This window comes from Streptomyces sp. 3214.6 (assembly GCF_900129855.1).
GTDB classification, from domain to species: Bacteria; Actinomycetota; Actinomycetes; order Streptomycetales; family Streptomycetaceae; genus Streptomyces; species Streptomyces soliscabiei.
In genome coordinates this window covers 7,924,280-7,941,680 of record NZ_LT670819.1, presented here as the reverse complement: position 1 = coordinate 7,941,680, position 17,401 = coordinate 7,924,280, and the positions used below count along the sequence as shown (strand labels likewise).

Genomic DNA, 17,401 nt, shown 5'->3' with positions numbered 1-17,401 from the left:
GCGCGTCACCCCACCGACGAGTAGGCGACGACCCCCCGCAGCAGCTGATCGACCGCCTTGCGGGCAGCCTTCGCCACCGTCGAGCCCTCCGCGGCGGAAGCCGCCGAGATCTGCCCCAGCACATCGATCACCTGCTTGCACCACCGCACGAAGTCACCGGCCGGCATCTCCGCCTCCCGGAGCACCTCGTCGAGCCCCTTCCCCGAGGCCCACATATAGGCCGACCACGCGAAGCCGAGATCGGGCTCCCGCTGCCCCACGCCCTCCGTCTGACTGATCCGGAAGTCCTCCTCCAGCGCGTCCAGCCGGCCCCAGATCCGCACCATCTCGCCGAGCGCGACCTTCGCCCTGCCCGAGGGCAGCTTCGGCGCCATCGCGTCGTCGCCGACCCGCGCCTCGTACACGAGCGCCGAGACACACGCGGCGAGTTCTGCGGGGGCCAGCCCCTCCCAGACGCCCGCGCGCAGGCATTCGCTCGCGAGCAGGTCGAGCTCGCCGTAGAGCCGGGCGAGCCGCTTGCCGTGCTCGGTGACCTCGTTGCCGCGCAGATAGTCGAGCTCGGTCAGCAGCGCCACGATCCGGTCGAACGTACGGGCGATCGTGTTGGTGCGCCCTTCGATGCGGCGCTCCAGCTGGGAGGTGTCCCGCAGCAGCCGGTGATAGCGCTCGGCCCAGCGGGCGTGGTCCTCCCGGTCGGAGCAGCCGTGACAGGGGTGCGCGCGAATGGCGGTCCGCAGCCGGGCGATCTCCCGGTCGTCGGCCGCCTGGGAACGCTGCTTGCGGGCCCGCTCCGGCGGGATGTGCCCGGCCTTGGTGCGCAGCGCGGAGGCGAGATCGCGGCGGGACTGCGGCGAGCGCGGGTTGAACGTCTTCGGGATCCGCATCCGCTCCAGTGCCTCGACCGGCACCGGGAAGTCCATCGAGGCCAGCCGCTTGACCTGCCGCTCGGCGGTGAGGACCAGCGGGCGCGGCCCGTCGTGATGGTCGAAGCCGCGGTGGCCGTTGGCGCGCCCGGCGGGCAGGCCCGGGTCGAGCACCAGCGCCAGCCCCGCGTACTTGCCGGTGGGCACGTGGATGACGTCCCCCGGCTTCAGCTTCTCCAGCGCCACGGCGGCCTCGGCGCGCCGCTGGGCCGCGCCCTGCTTGGCCAGTTCGGTCTCGCGGTCCTTGAGGTCGCGGCGCAGCCGCGCATACTCCTCGAAGTCGCCGAGGTGGCAGGTCATGGAGGCCTTGTAGCCCTCCAGCCCCTCCTCATTGCGCTGCACCTGCCGGGAGATCCCGACCACCGACCGGTCGGCCTGGAACTGCGCGAACGACGTCTCCAGCAGCTCGCGCGAGCGGTGCCGCCCGAACTGCTCGACCAGGTTGACCGCCATGTTGTACGACGGCTTGAAGCTGGAGCGCAGCGGGTAGGTGCGCGTGCCGGCGAGCCCGGCGAGGTGATCGGGGTTCATCGCGCGCTGCCACAGCACGACGGCATGCCCCTCGACGTCGATGCCACGCCGGCCGGCGCGCCCGGTGAGCTGGGTGTACTCGCCGGGGGTGATGTCGGCGTGCTGCTCGCCGTTCCACTTGACGAGCTTCTCCAGGACTACGGACCGCGCGGGCATGTTGATGCCCAGCGCCAGTGTCTCGGTGGCGAACACGGCCTTGACCAGGCCGCGCACGAACAGCTCCTCGACGACCTCCTTGAACGTCGGCAGCATGCCCGCGTGGTGGGCGGCGATGCCGCGCTCCAGGCCCTCCAGCCACTCGTAGTAGCCGAGGACGTGCAGATCCTCGTGCGGGATCGCGGCCGTGCGCTCCTCCACCAGCGCACGGACCTCGGCACGCGAATCCTCGTCGTTCAGCCGCAGCCCGGCGTACAGGCACTGCTGGACGGCGGCCTCGCAGGCGGCGCGGCTGAAGATGAAGGTGATGGCGGGCAGCAGTCCCTCGGCGTCGAGCCGCTCGATGACCTCCGGCCGGCCCGGCGTCCACACCCGCGAGCGCTGCCTGCGCTCGCGCTCACGGTCGGCCTCGCGCAGGTTGCGGCCGCGTCTGCGGTCCTGGTAGGACGGCTTGCTCGCCTCCATGCGGGCCAGCCGCGCGAGGTCGGGGTTGACGGCCCTGCGGTGGCCCTCGCCCTCCTCGAACAGGTCGTACATGCGCCGCCCGGCGAGGACGTGCTGGAACAGCGGGACGGGCCGGTGCTCGGAGACGATCACCTCGGTGTCGCCGCGGACGGTGTCGAGCCAGTCGCCGAACTCCTCGGCGTTGGACACGGTCGCGGAGAGGGAGACCAGGGTGACCGACTCGGGAAGGTGGATGATCACCTCTTCCCAGACGGCGCCCCGGAAGCGGTCGGAGAGGTAGTGCACCTCGTCCATCACCACGTGCCCCAGGCCGAGGAGGGTCTGCGAGCCCGCGTACAGCATGTTCCGCAGCACCTCGGTGGTCATCACGACCACCGGGGCATCGGAGTTGACGCTGTTGTCGCCGGTGAGCAGGCCGACCTTGTCGCTGCCGTAGCGGCGGCACAGGTCGGAGTACTTCTGGTTCGACAGCGCCTTGATGGGCGTCGTGTAGAAGCACTTCTTGCCCTGCTGGAGGGCGAGATGGACGGCGAACTCGCCCACGATCGTCTTGCCCGAGCCGGTGGGGGCGGCCACCAGGACGCCCTTGCCCGATTCGAGTGCCTGGCAGGCCTCGATCTGGAAGGGGTCGAGACCGAAGTCGTACATCTCGCGGAAGGACGCGAGCGCGGTGGCCTGCTCGACAGCGCGCTTACGTGCTGCCGTGTACCGCTCGGCCGGTGAGAGATCCTCTGTCATCGTGCTTTCGAGCGTACCGGGCGCCACTGACAGCGGGACGATCAATATCCGGATCCAGGGCTTCGGAAACTGCGGAGATCGATTCTGTGCGCTCCTTGTGAGATGGGCCACTACCGTACGCACCCGGCTGCTCACGCGATCTTCGGGCTGTAACGTTTCACCGGCATTACCGGCAGTCCCACGGGGACCTCCCTGACCAGGAGAACACTGATGAAATTCCGCTCTGTCGCGGCAGCCTGTTCCATAGCCATCAGCGTGACGGCGCTCCCGCTCGTCGCCGCGACCTCGGCGTCCGCCGCCGCGGCCGCCAACTGCGTGACGGCGACCTACTACCTCAACGACAACGCGGTCGACATCCACAACGGGTGCTCGACGACCAAGCACTACAAGGTCGCCGAGCGCTTCTGGCCGGACAGCGACTGCTTCGCCATCAAGCCGGGGAAGACCAAGCACTACGAGGCCACGGGCACGATCCAGGGCATCAAGGAGTGCTGAGGCACTACTGACACGACAAGGGGCCGGACGGAAAACCGTCCGGCCCCTTGTCGTGTCCTTGCGACGCCCCCACCGTCTGCGCCTCGGTGCAGACGGCCTCAGGTCACGTCGTCATAACCGTTGACGCGGTCTGTGGTCGACTGCTCCGGCAGCGACCGGCTCGCGGAGACCGTCTCGATCTCACCGATGTCCTCGGGGGTGAGATCCAGGTCCGAAGCCTCGTCGTCGTCGAGGTCGGCGTCCGGGTTGTTGCGGCGGCGACGCTTGTCGTTCAGAAGGGAGATGCCGACCGCGATGAAGTACAGAACCACGATGGGTCCGGCGAGGGCGATCATGCCGAAGGGGTCGGTGGTGGGAGTGGCCACGGCCCCGAAGATGAAGACGCCCATGACGACACCGCGCCACCAGCCGGCCATCCTGCGCCCGGTGACCATGCCGCTGAAGTTGAGCATGACGAGCAGGAGCGGCAACTCGAAGGCGGCGCCGAAGACCAGGATCATCCGGACGATGAAGTCCAGGATCTTGTCCATCGGCAGGATGTTCGCCGAGCCCTCGGGCGTGATGCCGAGGAGCACGCGCATGCTGATGGGCAGCACCGTGTAGGCGAGCGCAGCACCACCCAGGAAGAGCGGCACGGCTCCCGACACGAACCAGTACGTGTACTTCCGCTCGTGCTTGTGCAAGCCGGGCGCGATGAACGCCCACAACTGGTACAGCCAGACCGGGCTCGAGAGGATCACGCCCGCCATGAAGCAGACCTTCACCGTGGTCGTGAAAGGCGACAGGAGGTCGGTGTAGGCGATGACAGCGCACTTGCCTCCTGTGGACTCGCCCAGCCCCGTGGTGCACTTCGGAACGGGGTCCATCAGGAAGTTCATCAGCTCTTGGCTGTAGAACGCGACCACGAGTGACACGACCGTGATCGCCAGCATGCCCTTCGCGAGCCGGTTGCGCAGCTCACGAAGATGATCCGCGAGGGGCATCCGCCCCTCGGGGTCCTTCTCCTGTTTGCGGGCAGACTTCAGCAACCCACGTTCCCATCTCGTACGGCGGGCCGGAGGTCACCGGCCCTGCGTCAGCGCTTGGTCGTGTCCGTCGGCTCGGTGACCGGACGGGAGCTGGTCACGTCGCCGGGGGCGGCCTGGATGGTGCGCTGCGCCGGGGGCTGCTCGTCGTTGTGGGGCGGGCCGGCCGGGGTGGCCGTGCTGCTGCCCTCTTCCTTCATCGCCTTGGCCTCGCTCTTGAGGATGCGAGCGGACTTGCCGAGCGAGCGCGCCATGTCGGGAAGCTTCTTGGCGCCGAACAGCAGGATGACGACGACGAGGATGAGAATGATCTCGGGGGCGCCGAGCCTTCCGAACATAAGTCTTTACCTTCTCACCGAGGCTGCGGGGGCGGGATGCCGTCCGACCGGCCGGACACCTGTCCGAACGATCGTGTTGACAGCGATCGTAACGCTCAGGGGTAAACGCGAGGCAATCCCCGTGCGTACTCCCGGTCAGCGGTCCGGGCCTCGTTCTCCGAGCCGCGACCAGCAGCGTACCTGCCCCCACCACCGGCGCGGGAGGGCGAAGTGGCCCAAAACGCATTCGCCGCGGGACTCACAGGACGGCGACAGCGCTCCACGCGGCACCCCATCGCGGCCGTCACAGAGTGTCGACGGCGCGGGCCGCGCTCACGGCCGCCCGTTCCAGGTCCTGTGCCGCCCGATCGATACGCCGCGCGGACTCCGCGACCTGCCGGCCCAGCCGCTGCGCCTCCAGGAAGACCCGCACGGCGAACACCGCGAGAACGGCGAGACCCACAAAACCCACGGCAACCGCGAACATCGGCCAGAACATGAGGCCGAGCCTAGACCCCGCTACGGGGTGTGCAGCCGCAGGGTCCGCACCCCGCCACCCGTGAGCAGTTCGACGATCCGCTCCCCGGCCGGCTTGCGCACGGCCGCCCCGCAGTCCGGGCAGGTGAAGGAGTAGAACGTGGTGCGGCTGGAGCCGCCGATCGCCAGGAGCAGAGCGCTCGCGGCGAGCTCGAAATGGCTTCGGCAGTCGGGACAGCCCGCCCTGAACCGCACCGGGGTCACACTGCGCATCCCCGCGAACGCGGACGCCACCGAGATGCCCCGCACATCGGACGTCACCGACTCGCTCACAGCCCCTGCTCCCGCCCGTCGAACCGACTGTCACCCCGTGGCCGCTCGCCCTGCACCGCGGGCGACCCGCCCGCCGCCCCCTGTGCCTCGATCCCGTCGTAGGCCGCCAGCGCCTCGCGGGCGGCCCGGCGGGCGCTGTCGGCGAGGTCCGGCGGCGAGACGATCCGGCCGTCCCGGCCCAGCCGCAGGGCCAGCCTCCTGAGCGAGGCCGGTTCGGGCGTGCGCAAAGTGATACGCAGCCCGCCGTCGGAAAGCTCATCGGCGCTGTCGTGCGGGTAGTACTCGGCGACCCAGCGGCCGCCCGGCCCGACCTCGACGACGACCTCCGGATCCTCCGCGGCCGGCTGCACCAGCCCCTCCGACAGGTCCCGCAGCTCGATCTCGGGCGGCGCGGACGGCTCGTCGAGGATCCTGATCTCCGCGACCCGGTCCAGCCGGAACGTGCGCCGGGCCTCCGAACGGCGGCACCAGGCCTCCACATACGTGTGCCCGACGCTGACCAGCCGGATCGGGTCGATCTCACGCTCGGTGACCTCGTCACGCGCGGGCGAGTAGTAGCGGATCCACAACCGGCGCCGCTCCGAGATCGCCCGGTCGACGTCCGCGAAGACCCCGCCCTCCGACTCGAACGTCACCGACAGACGCGCGCTCGCGCCCGCCGCCTCACCGGCCGCGGCCTCCACCTTCGCCGTCGCCCGCAGCAGCGCCTGCCGGTCGCCCTCGCGCAGCCCCGGCAGCGTGGACACCGCCCGGGCCGCCACCAGCAACGCCGTCGCCTCGTCCGCGGCCAGCCGCAGCGGCTCCGCGGCCTCCGCGCCGAGCGCGGCCGGGTTGTGCCACCAGATGCGCTCACCGTCGGTGTCGATGTCCAGGAGATCGCCGCCCCGGAAACTGGTGCCGCACATGGGCAGCACATCGAGGTCCGAGACCAGCTCGTCCTCCGTGATCCCGAACGCGCGCGCCACGTCCTCGATCCGCGCGCCGGGGCGCTCCCTGAGATACGTCACCAGGGAGAGCATCCGCCGGGTCTGGTCGATCGCGTTCGCCGGCCTGACCGGTTTGCCTGCCACTGTGTTGCTCGCTCCCCCTCAGCCCTTGGCCACGGCCCGCAGCCGGTCCACGACGTCCGCCCGCAGCTCGGCCGGGTCCAGGACCACCACGTCCGGCCCGAACTCCACCAGCCAGGCGTCCAGACCGTGTCCGTACGGAATCTCCAACTCGTCCCAGCCGTCCCCGAGTTCCCGCACCGCACTGGCCTTCGCCCGCAACGGGTACCCGGCGCCCGCGCGCAGCCGGATCAGCGCACTGCGGTCGGCGGTCTCCCCCGCCCAGCTCGCGACCGTCTCCCGCACCGTGACGACATCCGGGACCGGAACGGTGAAACCCGCCCCGCGCGAACGCACCCGCCCGGTGATCCGCGACAGCCGGAACACCCGCTCGGCGCCCCGGTCACGGTCGAACCCCGCCAGATACCAGTGACCGCGCCAGCACTCCAGCGCCCACGGCTCGACATGCCGCGGCTCCGGATGCGCGGCGGTCGCCTTGCGGTAGTCGAACACGACCGGCCGACGGTCCCGGCAGGCCAGCATCAACGGCTCGAACGCGGCCTCGTGCACCGGAATCCGGGGCTCCAGCGCGCCATGCGCCTCGTAGGGGTCGACGTCCTCGGGCAGCCCCGCTGCGCGCAGCTTCTGCAGAGCACCGCTCGCGGCACCCGCCAGCCGGGCCTGCTGCCACACCTTGGCCGCCAGGCCCAGCGCCGCGGCCTCCTCGGCGTCGAGCGTGATGGCCGGCAGCCGGTTGCTGTCACGGCGCGCGAGGTAGCCGATCTCGCCGTCCAGGCTTTCCACGGTCTCGATGACCAGGCCCAGCTCCCGCAGATCGTCCTTGTCCCGCTCGAACATCCGGTTGAAGGAGTCGTCCGACCCCGCCGCACCCCGCCCCGGCCCGAACGCCTCGACGTAAGCCTCGATGGAGTCGCGCAGCTCACGCTTGCTGAGCGGCCGCCGCGTCCCGAGCAGACACAGCGCCAGGTTCATCAGCCGCTCGGCCTTGGCAATGGCCATCGACGCCCTTCGCCTCCCCTATGGTGCTTACGATCGACGACCGTACCGCTCAGCGGCGTCGGGACAAAAGCCGAGGGCCCACACCCGGGCAGGCATGGACCCCAGCCGATCAACACTTCTCCTACGACGATCAGACCCCGAGCAGGTCCACCACGAAGATCAGCGTCTCCCCGGGCTTGATCGCCGGCGTCGGGCTCTGGTTGCCGTAGGCGAGGTGCGCGGGAATGGTCAGCTGACGACGACCGCCGACCTTCATGCCCTGCACACCCTGGTCCCAGCCCTTGATGACCCGGCCGCCACCGAGCGGGAAGCGGAACGGCGCCCCACGGTTCCAGCTGGCGTCGAACTCCTCACCCGTGCTGAAAGAGACACCCACATAGTGGACGGTGACGGTCTGACCGGCCTGCGCGACCTCGCCGTCGCCCTCCCAGATGTCCTTGATCTCGAGGTCCGCCGGGGGCGCGCCTTCGGGGAAGTCGATCTCGGGCTTGTCAATGCTCACGTCACTGCTCCTGCATGTCTCACGGAAAGGCAACACGCACAGTCTTACACCTTCGCCGGCTCACGCCTTGGCGAGGATGTCCACCGTGAACACCATCGTGTCGTCCTTCCCGATGCCGCTGCCCTGCGGCGGGTTGTCGCCGTAACCCAGCGCCGGCGGAACCACGATGACGACCCGGCTGCCCACCTTCCGCCCGATCAGCCCCTGCGCCCAGCCCTTGACCACCTGCTGCAACGAGAACGACGTCAGCTCCTTGCGGCTGTACGTCGAGTCGAACTCCTTGCCCGTGTTCCAGATGACGCCCTTGTACTGCACCAACACGGTGTCGTCCGCCGCGAGCACGGCGCCGTCGCCCTCGATCACGTACTCCGCCACCAGCTTGGTCGGCGCCTTCGACTTGGGAACCTCCACCGAGGGAGCCTTGCCGTCGGTGTTCGTGCCGACCTTCGGCACACCGGCGCCGTCCTGAGCCACCACCTTGCCCTTGGCCGAGCTCTTCGCACCGAACGCGTCCTGGATGTCGAACACGAACACCAGCGTGTCGGTGCCCTTGATGCCCGCCTGCGCATCGCCGTCCTTACCGAAACCCCAGGTCGGCGGCACGGAGAACTGCACCCGGCTGCCCGTCTTCCTACCCGTCAGGGCATACCGCCAGCCGTCGATGGTGGCACCCGGCGCAAGCCGGGTGAGCAGCGGCTTCTTGGTTTCGTAGGTGTTGACGAGAATCTTCGCGGTGTCCCAGATCTGACCGACGCAGTTGGCCTGGATGTAGTCACCCTCCGCGACCGCCTTCCCGCTGCCCGCGATCACCGTCTTCACCGCAAGCTGGTCCGAAGGCTCACCGCTGCCCTTGGCGATCGTCGGTTTCTCACCGAACTTCACCCCCGCCGTGATGGCCGGCAACGGACCGTCGACGATCTTCGGAGGCGGCGGGGCCGACGTGCCCGAGGCCGAGGGCGACTTGCCGTCGCTCGCCTTGCTCGAGTCGGACTTGTCGTCACCGCACGCGGAGAGAGTGACCAGTCCCGCGGGTACGGCGGCAAGGATGAGTGAGCGTCGGCGCACGATGAAGCCTCGTAATCGGTCGATCTTCTGATGGCGTGCGCGCAACTCTACGACGTGCGAAGGGCGCCGTACGGGAAACGTACGGCGCCCGTGTTGCGTTCCGCACCACATGCGGAACACCTCGCTCACATGCCGGCGATCAGCTTCTCCACCCGGTCGTCCACCGACCGGAACGGGTCCTTGCACAACACGGTGCGCTGTGCCTGGTCGTTGAGCTTCAGGTGCACCCAGTCCACCGTGAAGTCCCGCCGCTGCTCCTGCGCACGACGGATGAAATCGCCGCGCAACCGCGCCCGAGTGGTCTGCGGCGGCACCGACTTGCCCTCGAAGATCTTCAAGTCGTTGCAGATCCGAGCCGCTTGCCCCTTGCGCTCCAACAGGTAATACAGACCACGACGACGGTGGATGTCGTGGTAGGCGAGGTCTATCTGCGCCACCCGCGGATGCGACATCGTCATATTGTGCTTGGCCCGGTACCGCTCGATGAGCTGGTACTTCATCACCCAGTCGATCTCGGTGCCGATCCGGTCCAGGTCCTCCGCCTCGATCGAGTCCAGCGTGCGGCCCCACAGCTCCAGGACCTGGTCGACGGTGCCGGTACGGATACCGCGACGCTCGACGAAGTCCACGGCCTTCTCGTAGTACTCGCGCTGCACCTCCAGCGCGGAGGCCTCACGCCCGCTGGCCAGCCGCACCTTGCGCCGGCCCGTGATGTCGTGACTGACCTCACGGATCGCCCGGATCGGGTTCTCCAGCGTCAGATCCCGCATCACCGTGCCCGCCTCGATCATGCGCAGCACCAGATCGGTCGCACCGACCTTCAGCAGCATGGTCGTCTCGGACATGTTCGAGTCGCCCACGATCACATGCAGCCGGCGATACCGCTCGGCGTCCGCGTGCGGCTCGTCACGCGTGTTGATGATGGGCCGCGAGCGCGTCGTCGCCGAGGAGACGCCCTCCCAGATGTGCTCGGCCCGCTGGCTGACGCAGTAGACCGCCCCACGGGGCGTCTGCAGCACCTTGCCCGCGCCGCACAGCAGCTGCCGGGTCACCAGGAACGGGATCAGGATGTCCGCGAGCCGGGAGAACTCCCCGTGCCGGGCCACCAGGTAGTTCTCGTGGCAACCATAAGAGTTGCCCGCCGAGTCCGTGTTGTTCTTGAAGAGGTAGACGTCGCCCGCGATTCCTTCCTCGTGCAGGCGTCGCTCCGCGTCCACCAGGAGTCCTTCGAGAATGCGCTCGCCCGCTTTGTCGTGGGTGACCAACTCGGTCACGTTGTCACATTCCGGTGTCGCGTATTCCGGATGCGAACCCACGTCGAGATAGAGGCGGGCGCCGTTCCGCAGAAAGACATTGCTGCTTCGGCCCCATGACACGACACGGCGGAAGAGGTACCGCGCCACCTCGTCGGGAGACAGCCGACGCTGTCCCCTGAACGTACATGTGACGCCGTACTCGTTCTCCAGCCCGAAAATGCGGCGGTCCATGACTGAACATTACGCCCGATCCCCTGAACTGAAACGGGGTTCGGCAGCACGGTTTGGATCATTTTCCGACGAAGCCGCAACAACCCCACTTCCGGCGGGAGCTGCGAGTACCCGCCCCGTCGCCAGCAAAACCGACAACGACACGGCCCCCGCGACACCCGGCACCGCGAACCCCCACAACGCGCCCCCCGCCTCCACCACCGGACCCGCCACACCCGTACCCACCGACGCCCCCACCGTGAACGTCGTCACCAACCACGAGAACGCCTCCGTCACCGTCCCCCGCGGCGCATGCCGGTCCACGATGACGAACGCACACGCCAGCGCGGGCGCCAGGAACACCCCCGCCAACGCCGTCAACCCCACCATGGCCACCGCACCAGGCATCAACATCAACGGCAGATAACACACCGCCAGAAACGCCACCAGCACCCTCAGTCGCCGCTCCGGCGCCCCCGCCCACTGCCGCGCCCCGTACGCCATACCGCCGACGAGAGCCCCCAGACCCAGCGCCGCCATCAACCAGCCGTACACCGCGTCACCGCCGTGGTCGTCCGCATACGGCACCGACGCCACCGTGATGGAACCGAGCGCCAAACCGACGAACAGGAACGCCGCCAGCAGCGCCAGCAGACCGGGCGAGCGCAGCGCACCCAGCCAGTGCGCCTCACGCGGCCCCGACCGCCACGCACGCGACGGCGGCGACACCACCACCCACAGCGCCCCCAGCACCCCCGCCACGTTCAGCACCAGCAGCGCCGCCTGCTCCGACCACAGCGACACGCACAGCGTCACCAGCAGCGGGCCGACCGTGAACATCACCTCCTGCGCCACCGCGTCCATCGCATACGCCGTGTGCACCTGGTCCTCACGCCGCAGCACCGCCGGCCACAGTGCCCGCAGACCGCCCTCCAGAGGCGGCGTGAACAGCCCCGCGGCCGCCACCGCCCCGTACGCCAGCGGCAACGGGTCCGTACCGGCGAACGCGAAGACCGCCATCGCCAGCGCCGAAGCCAGCGCCGCCGGCAACTGCACCCGCGGCTGACCGTGCAGATCCACCAGCCGCCCCAACAACGGCTGCCCGACCGCGTTCGCCACGCCGTACACCGCCGCCAGCGCCCCCGCCAGGCTGTACGTACCGCCCTGCGCGCGCACGAACAGCACGATCGCGATCGCGGCGGTGGCGTTGGGCAGCCGGCCCACCAGCGTGCCCGTCAGCAGCCGGGCGGCGTGCTTCGCCCTGAGGATCTCCAGGTATCCCGCGGCCAATGTCCCGCCTCCGTCGGCTCGCCCGAGGCGGTGAGCCACCTCGAAGTTTTACGTATAACGCCTCTTGTCATACGTACCATGTGCGCTGTTCACCAGTCCAGACGAAGGAGCAGGCCCACAGTGGCACGAGGTAGCACGCGCCCCACGAGCCGCGACGTCGCCCAAGCCGCAGGAGTCTCCCAAGCCGCCGTCTCCCTCGTACTCGGCGACAAATGGCGCGGCCGCGTCTCCGAAACCACCGCCGAACGCGTACGCCACGCCGCCCGCGAACTCGGCTACCGCCCCAACCTCGCCGCCCGCAACCTCCGCCTCGGCCACACCCGCACCGTCCTCCTCGTGGTCCCGGCCCTCACCACCGAATTCTTCGCAGGCGTCTACACCGGCGCAGCACGCGTAGCCGCCGAACACGGCTTCGGCGTCGTCCTCTACCCCTCCCCCGAAGGCGTCGGCCCCGCCCGCGACCCCTTCGCCTCCGCCCAGGCCGCCCTCGACGGCGTCCTCGCCTCCTCCATGGCCGCCGACGCCCTCACCGCCATCCGAGGCGACCAACTCCCCCTCGTCATGCTCGACAGCGACCCCACCGGCAGCCTCGGCGCCGCCACCGTCAACCTCGACATCGCCGACGGCGTACGCCAGGTCGCCGACCACCTCCTCGACCTCGGCCACCGCCACTTCCTCCACCTCGCCGCCGACGTACCCTCCTGGACCTTCGACATACGCGCCCGCGAACTCACCGCACGCATCGGCGCCGTCACCGGAACAACACTGCGCACCGCACCCGCCCCCATCACCATCGACGCGGCCCGCACCGCCGCCGAAACAGCACTCACCACCCCCGGACCCCGCCCCACCGCCATCATCTGCGACGACGACAAACTCGCCGCCGGCGTCTACAAGGCCCTACGCCGCCTCGGCCTGCGCGTACCCGACGACATGTCCGTCACCGGCCTCGACGACCTCGCCCTCGCCACCGCCCTCGACCCCGAACTCACCACCGTCCGCCTCGACGCCGAACTCTTCGGTGAACGCGGCATGAAAGCCCTCCTCGCCGTCCTGGACGGCCGCACACCCGACGCCGGAGACATCCCCGTCCACCTCGTCGTACGAGCCTCCACAGCCCCGCCAAGCCCCTCCTGAAACGCCCTGCGCCCCGGCCGGGACAACCGGCCGGGGCGCACAAAGGGTGGGGCGAGAAGCAGGCTCACACCGAGAGGGACCTACTTCTCCTCCTCATCGGAGCTCTCCGCCTCCGTCGACGCACCGTCCGTCTCCAGCAACCGACCCAGCTGCCGACCGACGATCCGCTTGAACTTACGCTTCTGCGGCCGCGTACGATCCAGCACCGCCACCTCCAGCCGCTCCGCGGGAATCTCCCGCTGCGTGCCATTGGTGTCACGCGACAGCGCCTGAACAGCCAACTTCAGCGCCTCGGCCAGGCTCATCCCGTCCTGATGACGCTGATCCAGATAACTGCTGATCTGCTCCGCATTACCACCGACCGCCACCGAACCGTGCTCGTCCACGATCGACCCGTCATGCGGCAACCGATAGATCTGGTCACCGTCCGGCGTCTCACCGACCTCCGCGACCACAAGCTCCACCTCGTACGGCTTCTCACCGGCCGAAGAGAAGATCGTGCCCAACGTCTGCGCGTACACATTCGCCAGACCACGCGCGGTCACGTCATCACGGTCATAGGTGTAACCACGAAGATCGGCATACCGCACACCACCGATCCGCAGATTCTCGTACTCGTTGTACTTGCCGGCGGCCGCGAAACCGATCCGGTCATAGATCTCGCTGAACTTGTGCAGCGCACGGGACGGATTCTCACCGACGAACACAATGCCGTCGGCATACTGGATCACAACGAGGCTACGCCCACGCGCGATGCCCTTGCGGGCGTACTCCGCGCGGTCGGCCATCGCCTGCTGGGGTGAGACATAGAACGGCGTCGACACCGGTTATCCATCCCTTTCTGTCGAAGTCACTGGACCACCTGGGACAAGCACGAAGCCGCCGACTACAGCAGAGCGGCGCGCGGGCCGTCCGGCTGCTCCAGACGACGCTCCAGGATCGAGGCGGCGATCGCCGACGACTCCGTGTCGGTCAGCCGACGGAAACCGTCCTCGGTGATCACGGTGACGATCGGGTAGATCCGGCGCGCGACATCGGGACCACCGGTCGCCGAGTCGTCGTCAGCCGCGTCATAGAGGGCCTGCACCACGAGCGTCGTGGCCTCCTCCTCCGACAGGTCACTGCGGAAGAGCTTCTTCATCGCCCCACGCGCGAAGATCGAGCCCGAGCCGGTGGCAGCGAAGTTGTGCTCCTCGGAACGACCACCCGTGACGTCGTACGAGAAGATCCGGCCCCTGTCCCGGTCCACGTCGAACCCCGCGAACAACGGCACCACCGCCAGACCCTGCATGGCCATGCCCAGATTGGAACGGATCATGGTCGACAACCGGTTCGCCTTGCCCTCCAACGAGAGCTGGGCCCCCTCGACCTTCTCGAAGTGCTCCAGCTCCAACTGGAACAGCTTCACCATCTCGACGGCCAGACCTGCGGTGCCGGCGATACCGACGGCCGAGTACTCGTCCGCCGGGAACACCTTCTCGATGTCCCGCTGCGCGATGACGTTGCCCATGGTCGCGCGACGGTCACCGGCGAGCACGACGCCACCAGGGAACGTGACGGCCACGATCGTCGTCCCGTGCGGCGCCTCGATCACACCCTGCGTCGGGGGCAGCTGCCGCTTGCCGGGCAGCAGCTCCGGCTGGTGGTCGGAGAGAAAGTCCATGAAGGACGAGGACCCAGGCGTCAGGAAGGCAGCTGGTAGACGCCCGGTGCTACGAGTGTTGGCTTCCACGCGTTTCCCTCCAGGTAGGCAACGGCACGACGACCGATGTCGGGGTCATCTCCCAACTTGCCGATGGCCGAATTGCAGTTGAAGCACAGTACGCCACGGACCCTACCCGTCTTGTGGCAGTGATCCACATGTACGGCAGGAGCTTTCAGGCAGATCACGCAGAGCCCCTTTTGAGAGGCGACCATCGCGTCACGCTCGGCTTCCGTCATGCCGTAATGGCGCTTCAGGTGCCCACGCCGCCCCTTGACGGCTTTGCACGCCTTGCAACAGGTCGCAAGGCCGTCGGACGCTGTGGCGTTGCGGTGCCACTCACTGTGCGGCTTGATCTCCTCACAGCTGCGGCAGAACTTGTGGCCCTCGGGCGTCTCCACCCGCGGCCGCACGTTCTTGCCCTTCGCCAGTTGCCGGACCTGGTGATAAGCCGCCCAGCACTCCCGGCAGTAGGCCTGCAACCCGTCCCGGGCCGCCTTGTTACTGGCGAAGGCTGCCCGCGGCCTGGACTCCTCACACCGCGAGCAACGCTTCACGCCCTCTTCACTTGCCAACTCCAGTCCCCCCGAAGCCTTCGATTCAAAGGCTACTGGCCACCCTTCTGAACGAAACTTCGAACGAAGTCCTCGGCGTTCTCCTCGAGGACATCGTCAATTTCGTCAAGAACCGAGTCCACGTCGTCGCTCAGCTTCTCGTGGCGCTCCTTGAGGTCTTCCGAGGCCTGCGCCTCGGGCGCCTCCTCGACCTCTTCCGTGGAGCGTGTCGCCTTCTGCTGGCCGCCGCCGGTGTCCTTGGTCGCCATAACCCTCACCCCGCTCTTTCGCCCGACATGGTCGACAGGTCGGCATTCCTGCCGATCGGTGATGATCAGACCCTACAAGCCGGGTCCGACATCGGCCCCGCAGTTGCTACAACGTACGGGGGCCACCTCGATGATTCCCGGACGAGGGGGTTTCCACCCCGTCCGGGAGGTTCCGTCCGGATAACCGTTCAGCCACCCGAGAGGACCCTGACCAGGTCTTCTGCCGTGCGGCAGCGGTCCAGGAGCTCCTTGACGTGATTTCGCGTTCCGCGAAGCGGTTCGAGGGTTGGGACGCGCTGGAGCGAGTCCCGGCCCGGCAGGTCGAAGATCACCGAGTCCCAGGAGGCGGCGGCGACGTCGTCGGCGTACTGCTCCAGGCAGCGGCCGCGGAAGTACGCGCGTGTGTCCTCCGGAGGCTTGGTGATGGCCCTCTCGACCTCGCTCTCGTCCAGGAGGCGCTTCATGCGGCCGCGGGCCGCGAGACGGTTGTAGAGGCCCTTCTCGGCCCGTACGTCGGCGTACTGGAGGTCGAGGAGGTGGAGCTTGGCCGCGTCCCAGTCGAGGTTGTCACGGCGGCGGTAGCCCTCCATGAGTTCTCGTTTGGCGACCCAGTCGAGTTCGCCGGCGAGGCTCATGGGGTTGTTCTCCAGGCGGTTCAGGGTGTCCTCCCAGCGGGTGAGGACGTCCTTGGTCTGGTCGTCGGCGTCCGCGCCGTACCGCTCCTCCACGTATTTGCGGGAGAGCTCGTAGTACTCCATCTGGAGTTGGACAGCGGTGAGTGTGCGGCCGCTGCGGAGGGTGACGAGGCGCTGGAGGGTGGGGTCGTGGGAGACCTGGTGGAGGGTGCGGACGGGCTGGTCGACCGCCAGGTCCACCGCGATGAAGCCGTCTTCGATCATGGACAGGACGAGCGCGGTCGTGCCCAGTTTCAGGTAGGTCGAGATCTCGGAGAGGTTCGCGTCGCCGATGATCACGTGGAGGCGGCGGTATTTCTCGGCGTCGGCGTGCGGCTCGTCGCGGGTGTTGATGATCGGGCGTTTGAGGGTGGTTTCGAGGCCGACCTCGACTTCGAAGTAGTCGGCGCGCTGGCTGAGCTGGAAGCCGTGTTCGTGGCCGTCCTGGCCGATGCCGACGCGGCCGGCGCCGGTGATGACCTGGCGGGAGACGAAGAAGGGCGTGAGGTGGCGCACGATGTCGGAGAAGGCGGTTTCCCGCTTCATCAGGTAGTTCTCGTGTGTGCCGTAGGAGGCGCCCTTGTTGTCGGTGTTGTTCTTGTAGAGGTGGATGGGCTGGGCGCCGGGGAGTGCTGCGGCGCGTTCGGCGGCTTCGGCCATGATGCGTTCGCCGGCCTTGTCCCAGAGGACGGCGTCGCGGGGGTTGGTGACCTCGGGGGCGCTGTATTCGGGGTGTGCGTGGTCGACGTAGAGGCGGGCGCCGTTGGTGAGGATGACGTTGGCCAGGCCGATGTCCTCGTCGGTGAGCTGGGTGGCGTCGGCGGCCTCGCGGGCGAGGTCGAAGCCTCGTGCGTCGCGCAGCGGGTTCTCCTCCTCGAAGTCCCAGCGGGCCCGGCGGGCCCGGTGCATCGCCGCCGCGTAGGCGTTGACGATCTGGGACGAGGTGAGCATGGCATTGGCGTTGGGGTGGCCGGGGACGGAGATGCCGTACTCCGTCTCGATGCCCATTACTCGCCGTACGGTCATGCGGCCCTCCTTGCCCGGCGGCACCCTCGGTCGTGGGCGCCGCTCAGATACCGGTGGTGCTCCGGTGCGTGTGCGGTGCCCGTCCCCGCACTGCGCGACTCGTCGGTAGGGAAGAGCCTAGAACGCCTCTGCGCTGGTGGGGAGATCATTTGCGTCATTGCCTTGCTCCAGCCGTGGCCTGAAAAACAGT

General features: G+C 68.5%; 18 protein-coding genes. 2 read left to right on the top strand and 16 right to left on the bottom strand.

The genetic code is table 11. From position 1 onward, the window contains the following. Positions 1-5: 5 nt before the first annotated feature. Positions 6-2,858: a DEAD/DEAH box helicase gene (locus B5557_RS35870; protein ID WP_079663385.1), complete on the bottom strand. Its 2,853-nt coding sequence runs from the start codon at positions 2,856-2,858 to the stop codon at positions 6-8. Positions 2,859-3,023: 165 nt separating this feature from the next. Between B5557_RS35870 and B5557_RS35865 the strand changes: the two genes are divergently transcribed. After that, entirely contained in the window at positions 3,024-3,308 is a 285-nt protein-coding gene (locus B5557_RS35865; protein WP_079663384.1) for a hypothetical protein, read from the top strand. 98 nt (positions 3,309-3,406) lie between these two features. Here B5557_RS35865 and tatC read toward each other — a convergent pair whose 3' ends face one another. From tatC to B5557_RS35815, 10 genes are all read right to left on the bottom strand, one after another. Beyond that, entirely contained in the window at positions 3,407-4,291 is an 885-nt protein-coding gene (gene tatC, locus B5557_RS35860; protein ID WP_079663383.1) for a twin-arginine translocase subunit TatC, read from the bottom strand. 92 nt (positions 4,292-4,383) lie between these two features. Then, positions 4,384-4,671, bottom strand: coding sequence for a Sec-independent protein translocase subunit TatA (gene tatA / locus B5557_RS35855; RefSeq protein ID WP_079663382.1), 288 nt, complete (start codon positions 4,669-4,671; stop codon positions 4,384-4,386). A 283-nt stretch (positions 4,672-4,954) separates the two neighbouring features. Continuing rightward, a complete protein-coding gene (locus tag B5557_RS35850) occupies positions 4,955-5,149 on the bottom strand; it encodes a hypothetical protein (RefSeq protein ID WP_079663381.1) in 195 nt (64 codons plus the stop codon). A 20-nt stretch (positions 5,150-5,169) separates the two neighbouring features. Beyond that, a complete protein-coding gene (locus B5557_RS35845; RefSeq protein WP_079663380.1) occupies positions 5,170-5,460 on the bottom strand; it encodes a hypothetical protein in 291 nt (96 codons plus the stop codon). Beyond that, the gene (locus tag B5557_RS35840) at positions 5,457-6,530 is read right to left on the bottom strand and encodes a helix-turn-helix transcriptional regulator (protein WP_079663379.1); all 1,074 of its coding nucleotides are present in this window, start codon (positions 6,528-6,530) and stop codon (positions 5,457-5,459) included. The genes B5557_RS35845 and B5557_RS35840 overlap by 4 nt, the downstream gene beginning before the upstream one ends. Before the next feature lie 18 nt (positions 6,531-6,548). Further along, complete coding sequence (locus B5557_RS35835; protein ID WP_079663378.1) at positions 6,549-7,526, bottom strand: helix-turn-helix transcriptional regulator; 978 nt, start codon at positions 7,524-7,526, stop codon at positions 6,549-6,551. Between the two features lie 130 nt (positions 7,527-7,656). After that, the gene (locus B5557_RS35830) at positions 7,657-8,028 is read right to left on the bottom strand and encodes an FKBP-type peptidyl-prolyl cis-trans isomerase (RefSeq protein WP_079663377.1); all 372 of its coding nucleotides are present in this window, start codon (positions 8,026-8,028) and stop codon (positions 7,657-7,659) included. Between the two features lie 60 nt (positions 8,029-8,088). Further along, positions 8,089-9,093 (bottom strand): FKBP-type peptidyl-prolyl cis-trans isomerase, encoded by a 1,005-nt coding sequence (locus B5557_RS35825; RefSeq protein WP_079663376.1) that lies wholly within the window; start codon positions 9,091-9,093, stop codon positions 8,089-8,091. Between the two features lie 125 nt (positions 9,094-9,218). Further along, positions 9,219-10,580 (bottom strand): Pup--protein ligase, encoded by a 1,362-nt coding sequence (gene pafA, locus B5557_RS35820; protein WP_079663375.1) that lies wholly within the window; start codon positions 10,578-10,580, stop codon positions 9,219-9,221. 9 nt (positions 10,581-10,589) lie between these two features. Further along, complete coding sequence (locus B5557_RS35815) at positions 10,590-11,849, bottom strand: MFS transporter (protein WP_079663374.1); 1,260 nt, start codon at positions 11,847-11,849, stop codon at positions 10,590-10,592. Positions 11,850-11,969: 120 nt separating this feature from the next. Here B5557_RS35815 and B5557_RS35810 point away from each other — a divergent pair, with 120 nt between their 5' ends. Further along, positions 11,970-12,986, top strand: a complete 1,017-nt coding sequence (locus tag B5557_RS35810; RefSeq protein WP_079663373.1) for a LacI family DNA-binding transcriptional regulator — start codon at positions 11,970-11,972, stop codon at positions 12,984-12,986. An 80-nt stretch (positions 12,987-13,066) separates the two neighbouring features. Here B5557_RS35810 and prcA read toward each other — a convergent pair whose 3' ends face one another. The 5 genes from prcA to dop form a co-directional block, all read right to left on the bottom strand. Further along, complete coding sequence (gene prcA, locus B5557_RS35805) at positions 13,067-13,810, bottom strand: proteasome subunit alpha (RefSeq protein WP_079663372.1); 744 nt, start codon at positions 13,808-13,810, stop codon at positions 13,067-13,069. Positions 13,811-13,872: 62 nt separating this feature from the next. Continuing rightward, entirely contained in the window at positions 13,873-14,718 is an 846-nt protein-coding gene (prcB, locus tag B5557_RS35800; RefSeq protein ID WP_079663371.1) for a proteasome subunit beta, read from the bottom strand. Then, positions 14,670-15,263 carry an endonuclease VII domain-containing protein gene (locus tag B5557_RS35795; RefSeq protein WP_107472745.1) on the bottom strand — a complete coding sequence of 198 codons (594 nt, stop codon included), beginning with the start codon at positions 15,261-15,263 and terminating at the stop codon, positions 14,670-14,672. The genes prcB and B5557_RS35795 overlap by 49 nt, the downstream gene beginning before the upstream one ends. A gap of 32 nt (positions 15,264-15,295) precedes the next feature. Continuing rightward, entirely contained in the window at positions 15,296-15,511 is a 216-nt protein-coding gene (locus B5557_RS35790) for a ubiquitin-like protein Pup (protein ID WP_079663370.1), read from the bottom strand. Positions 15,512-15,699: 188 nt separating this feature from the next. Continuing rightward, the gene (dop, locus tag B5557_RS35785) at positions 15,700-17,211 is read right to left on the bottom strand and encodes a depupylase/deamidase Dop (protein WP_173877770.1); all 1,512 of its coding nucleotides are present in this window, start codon (positions 17,209-17,211) and stop codon (positions 15,700-15,702) included. Between the last annotated feature and the right edge of the window lie 190 nt (positions 17,212-17,401).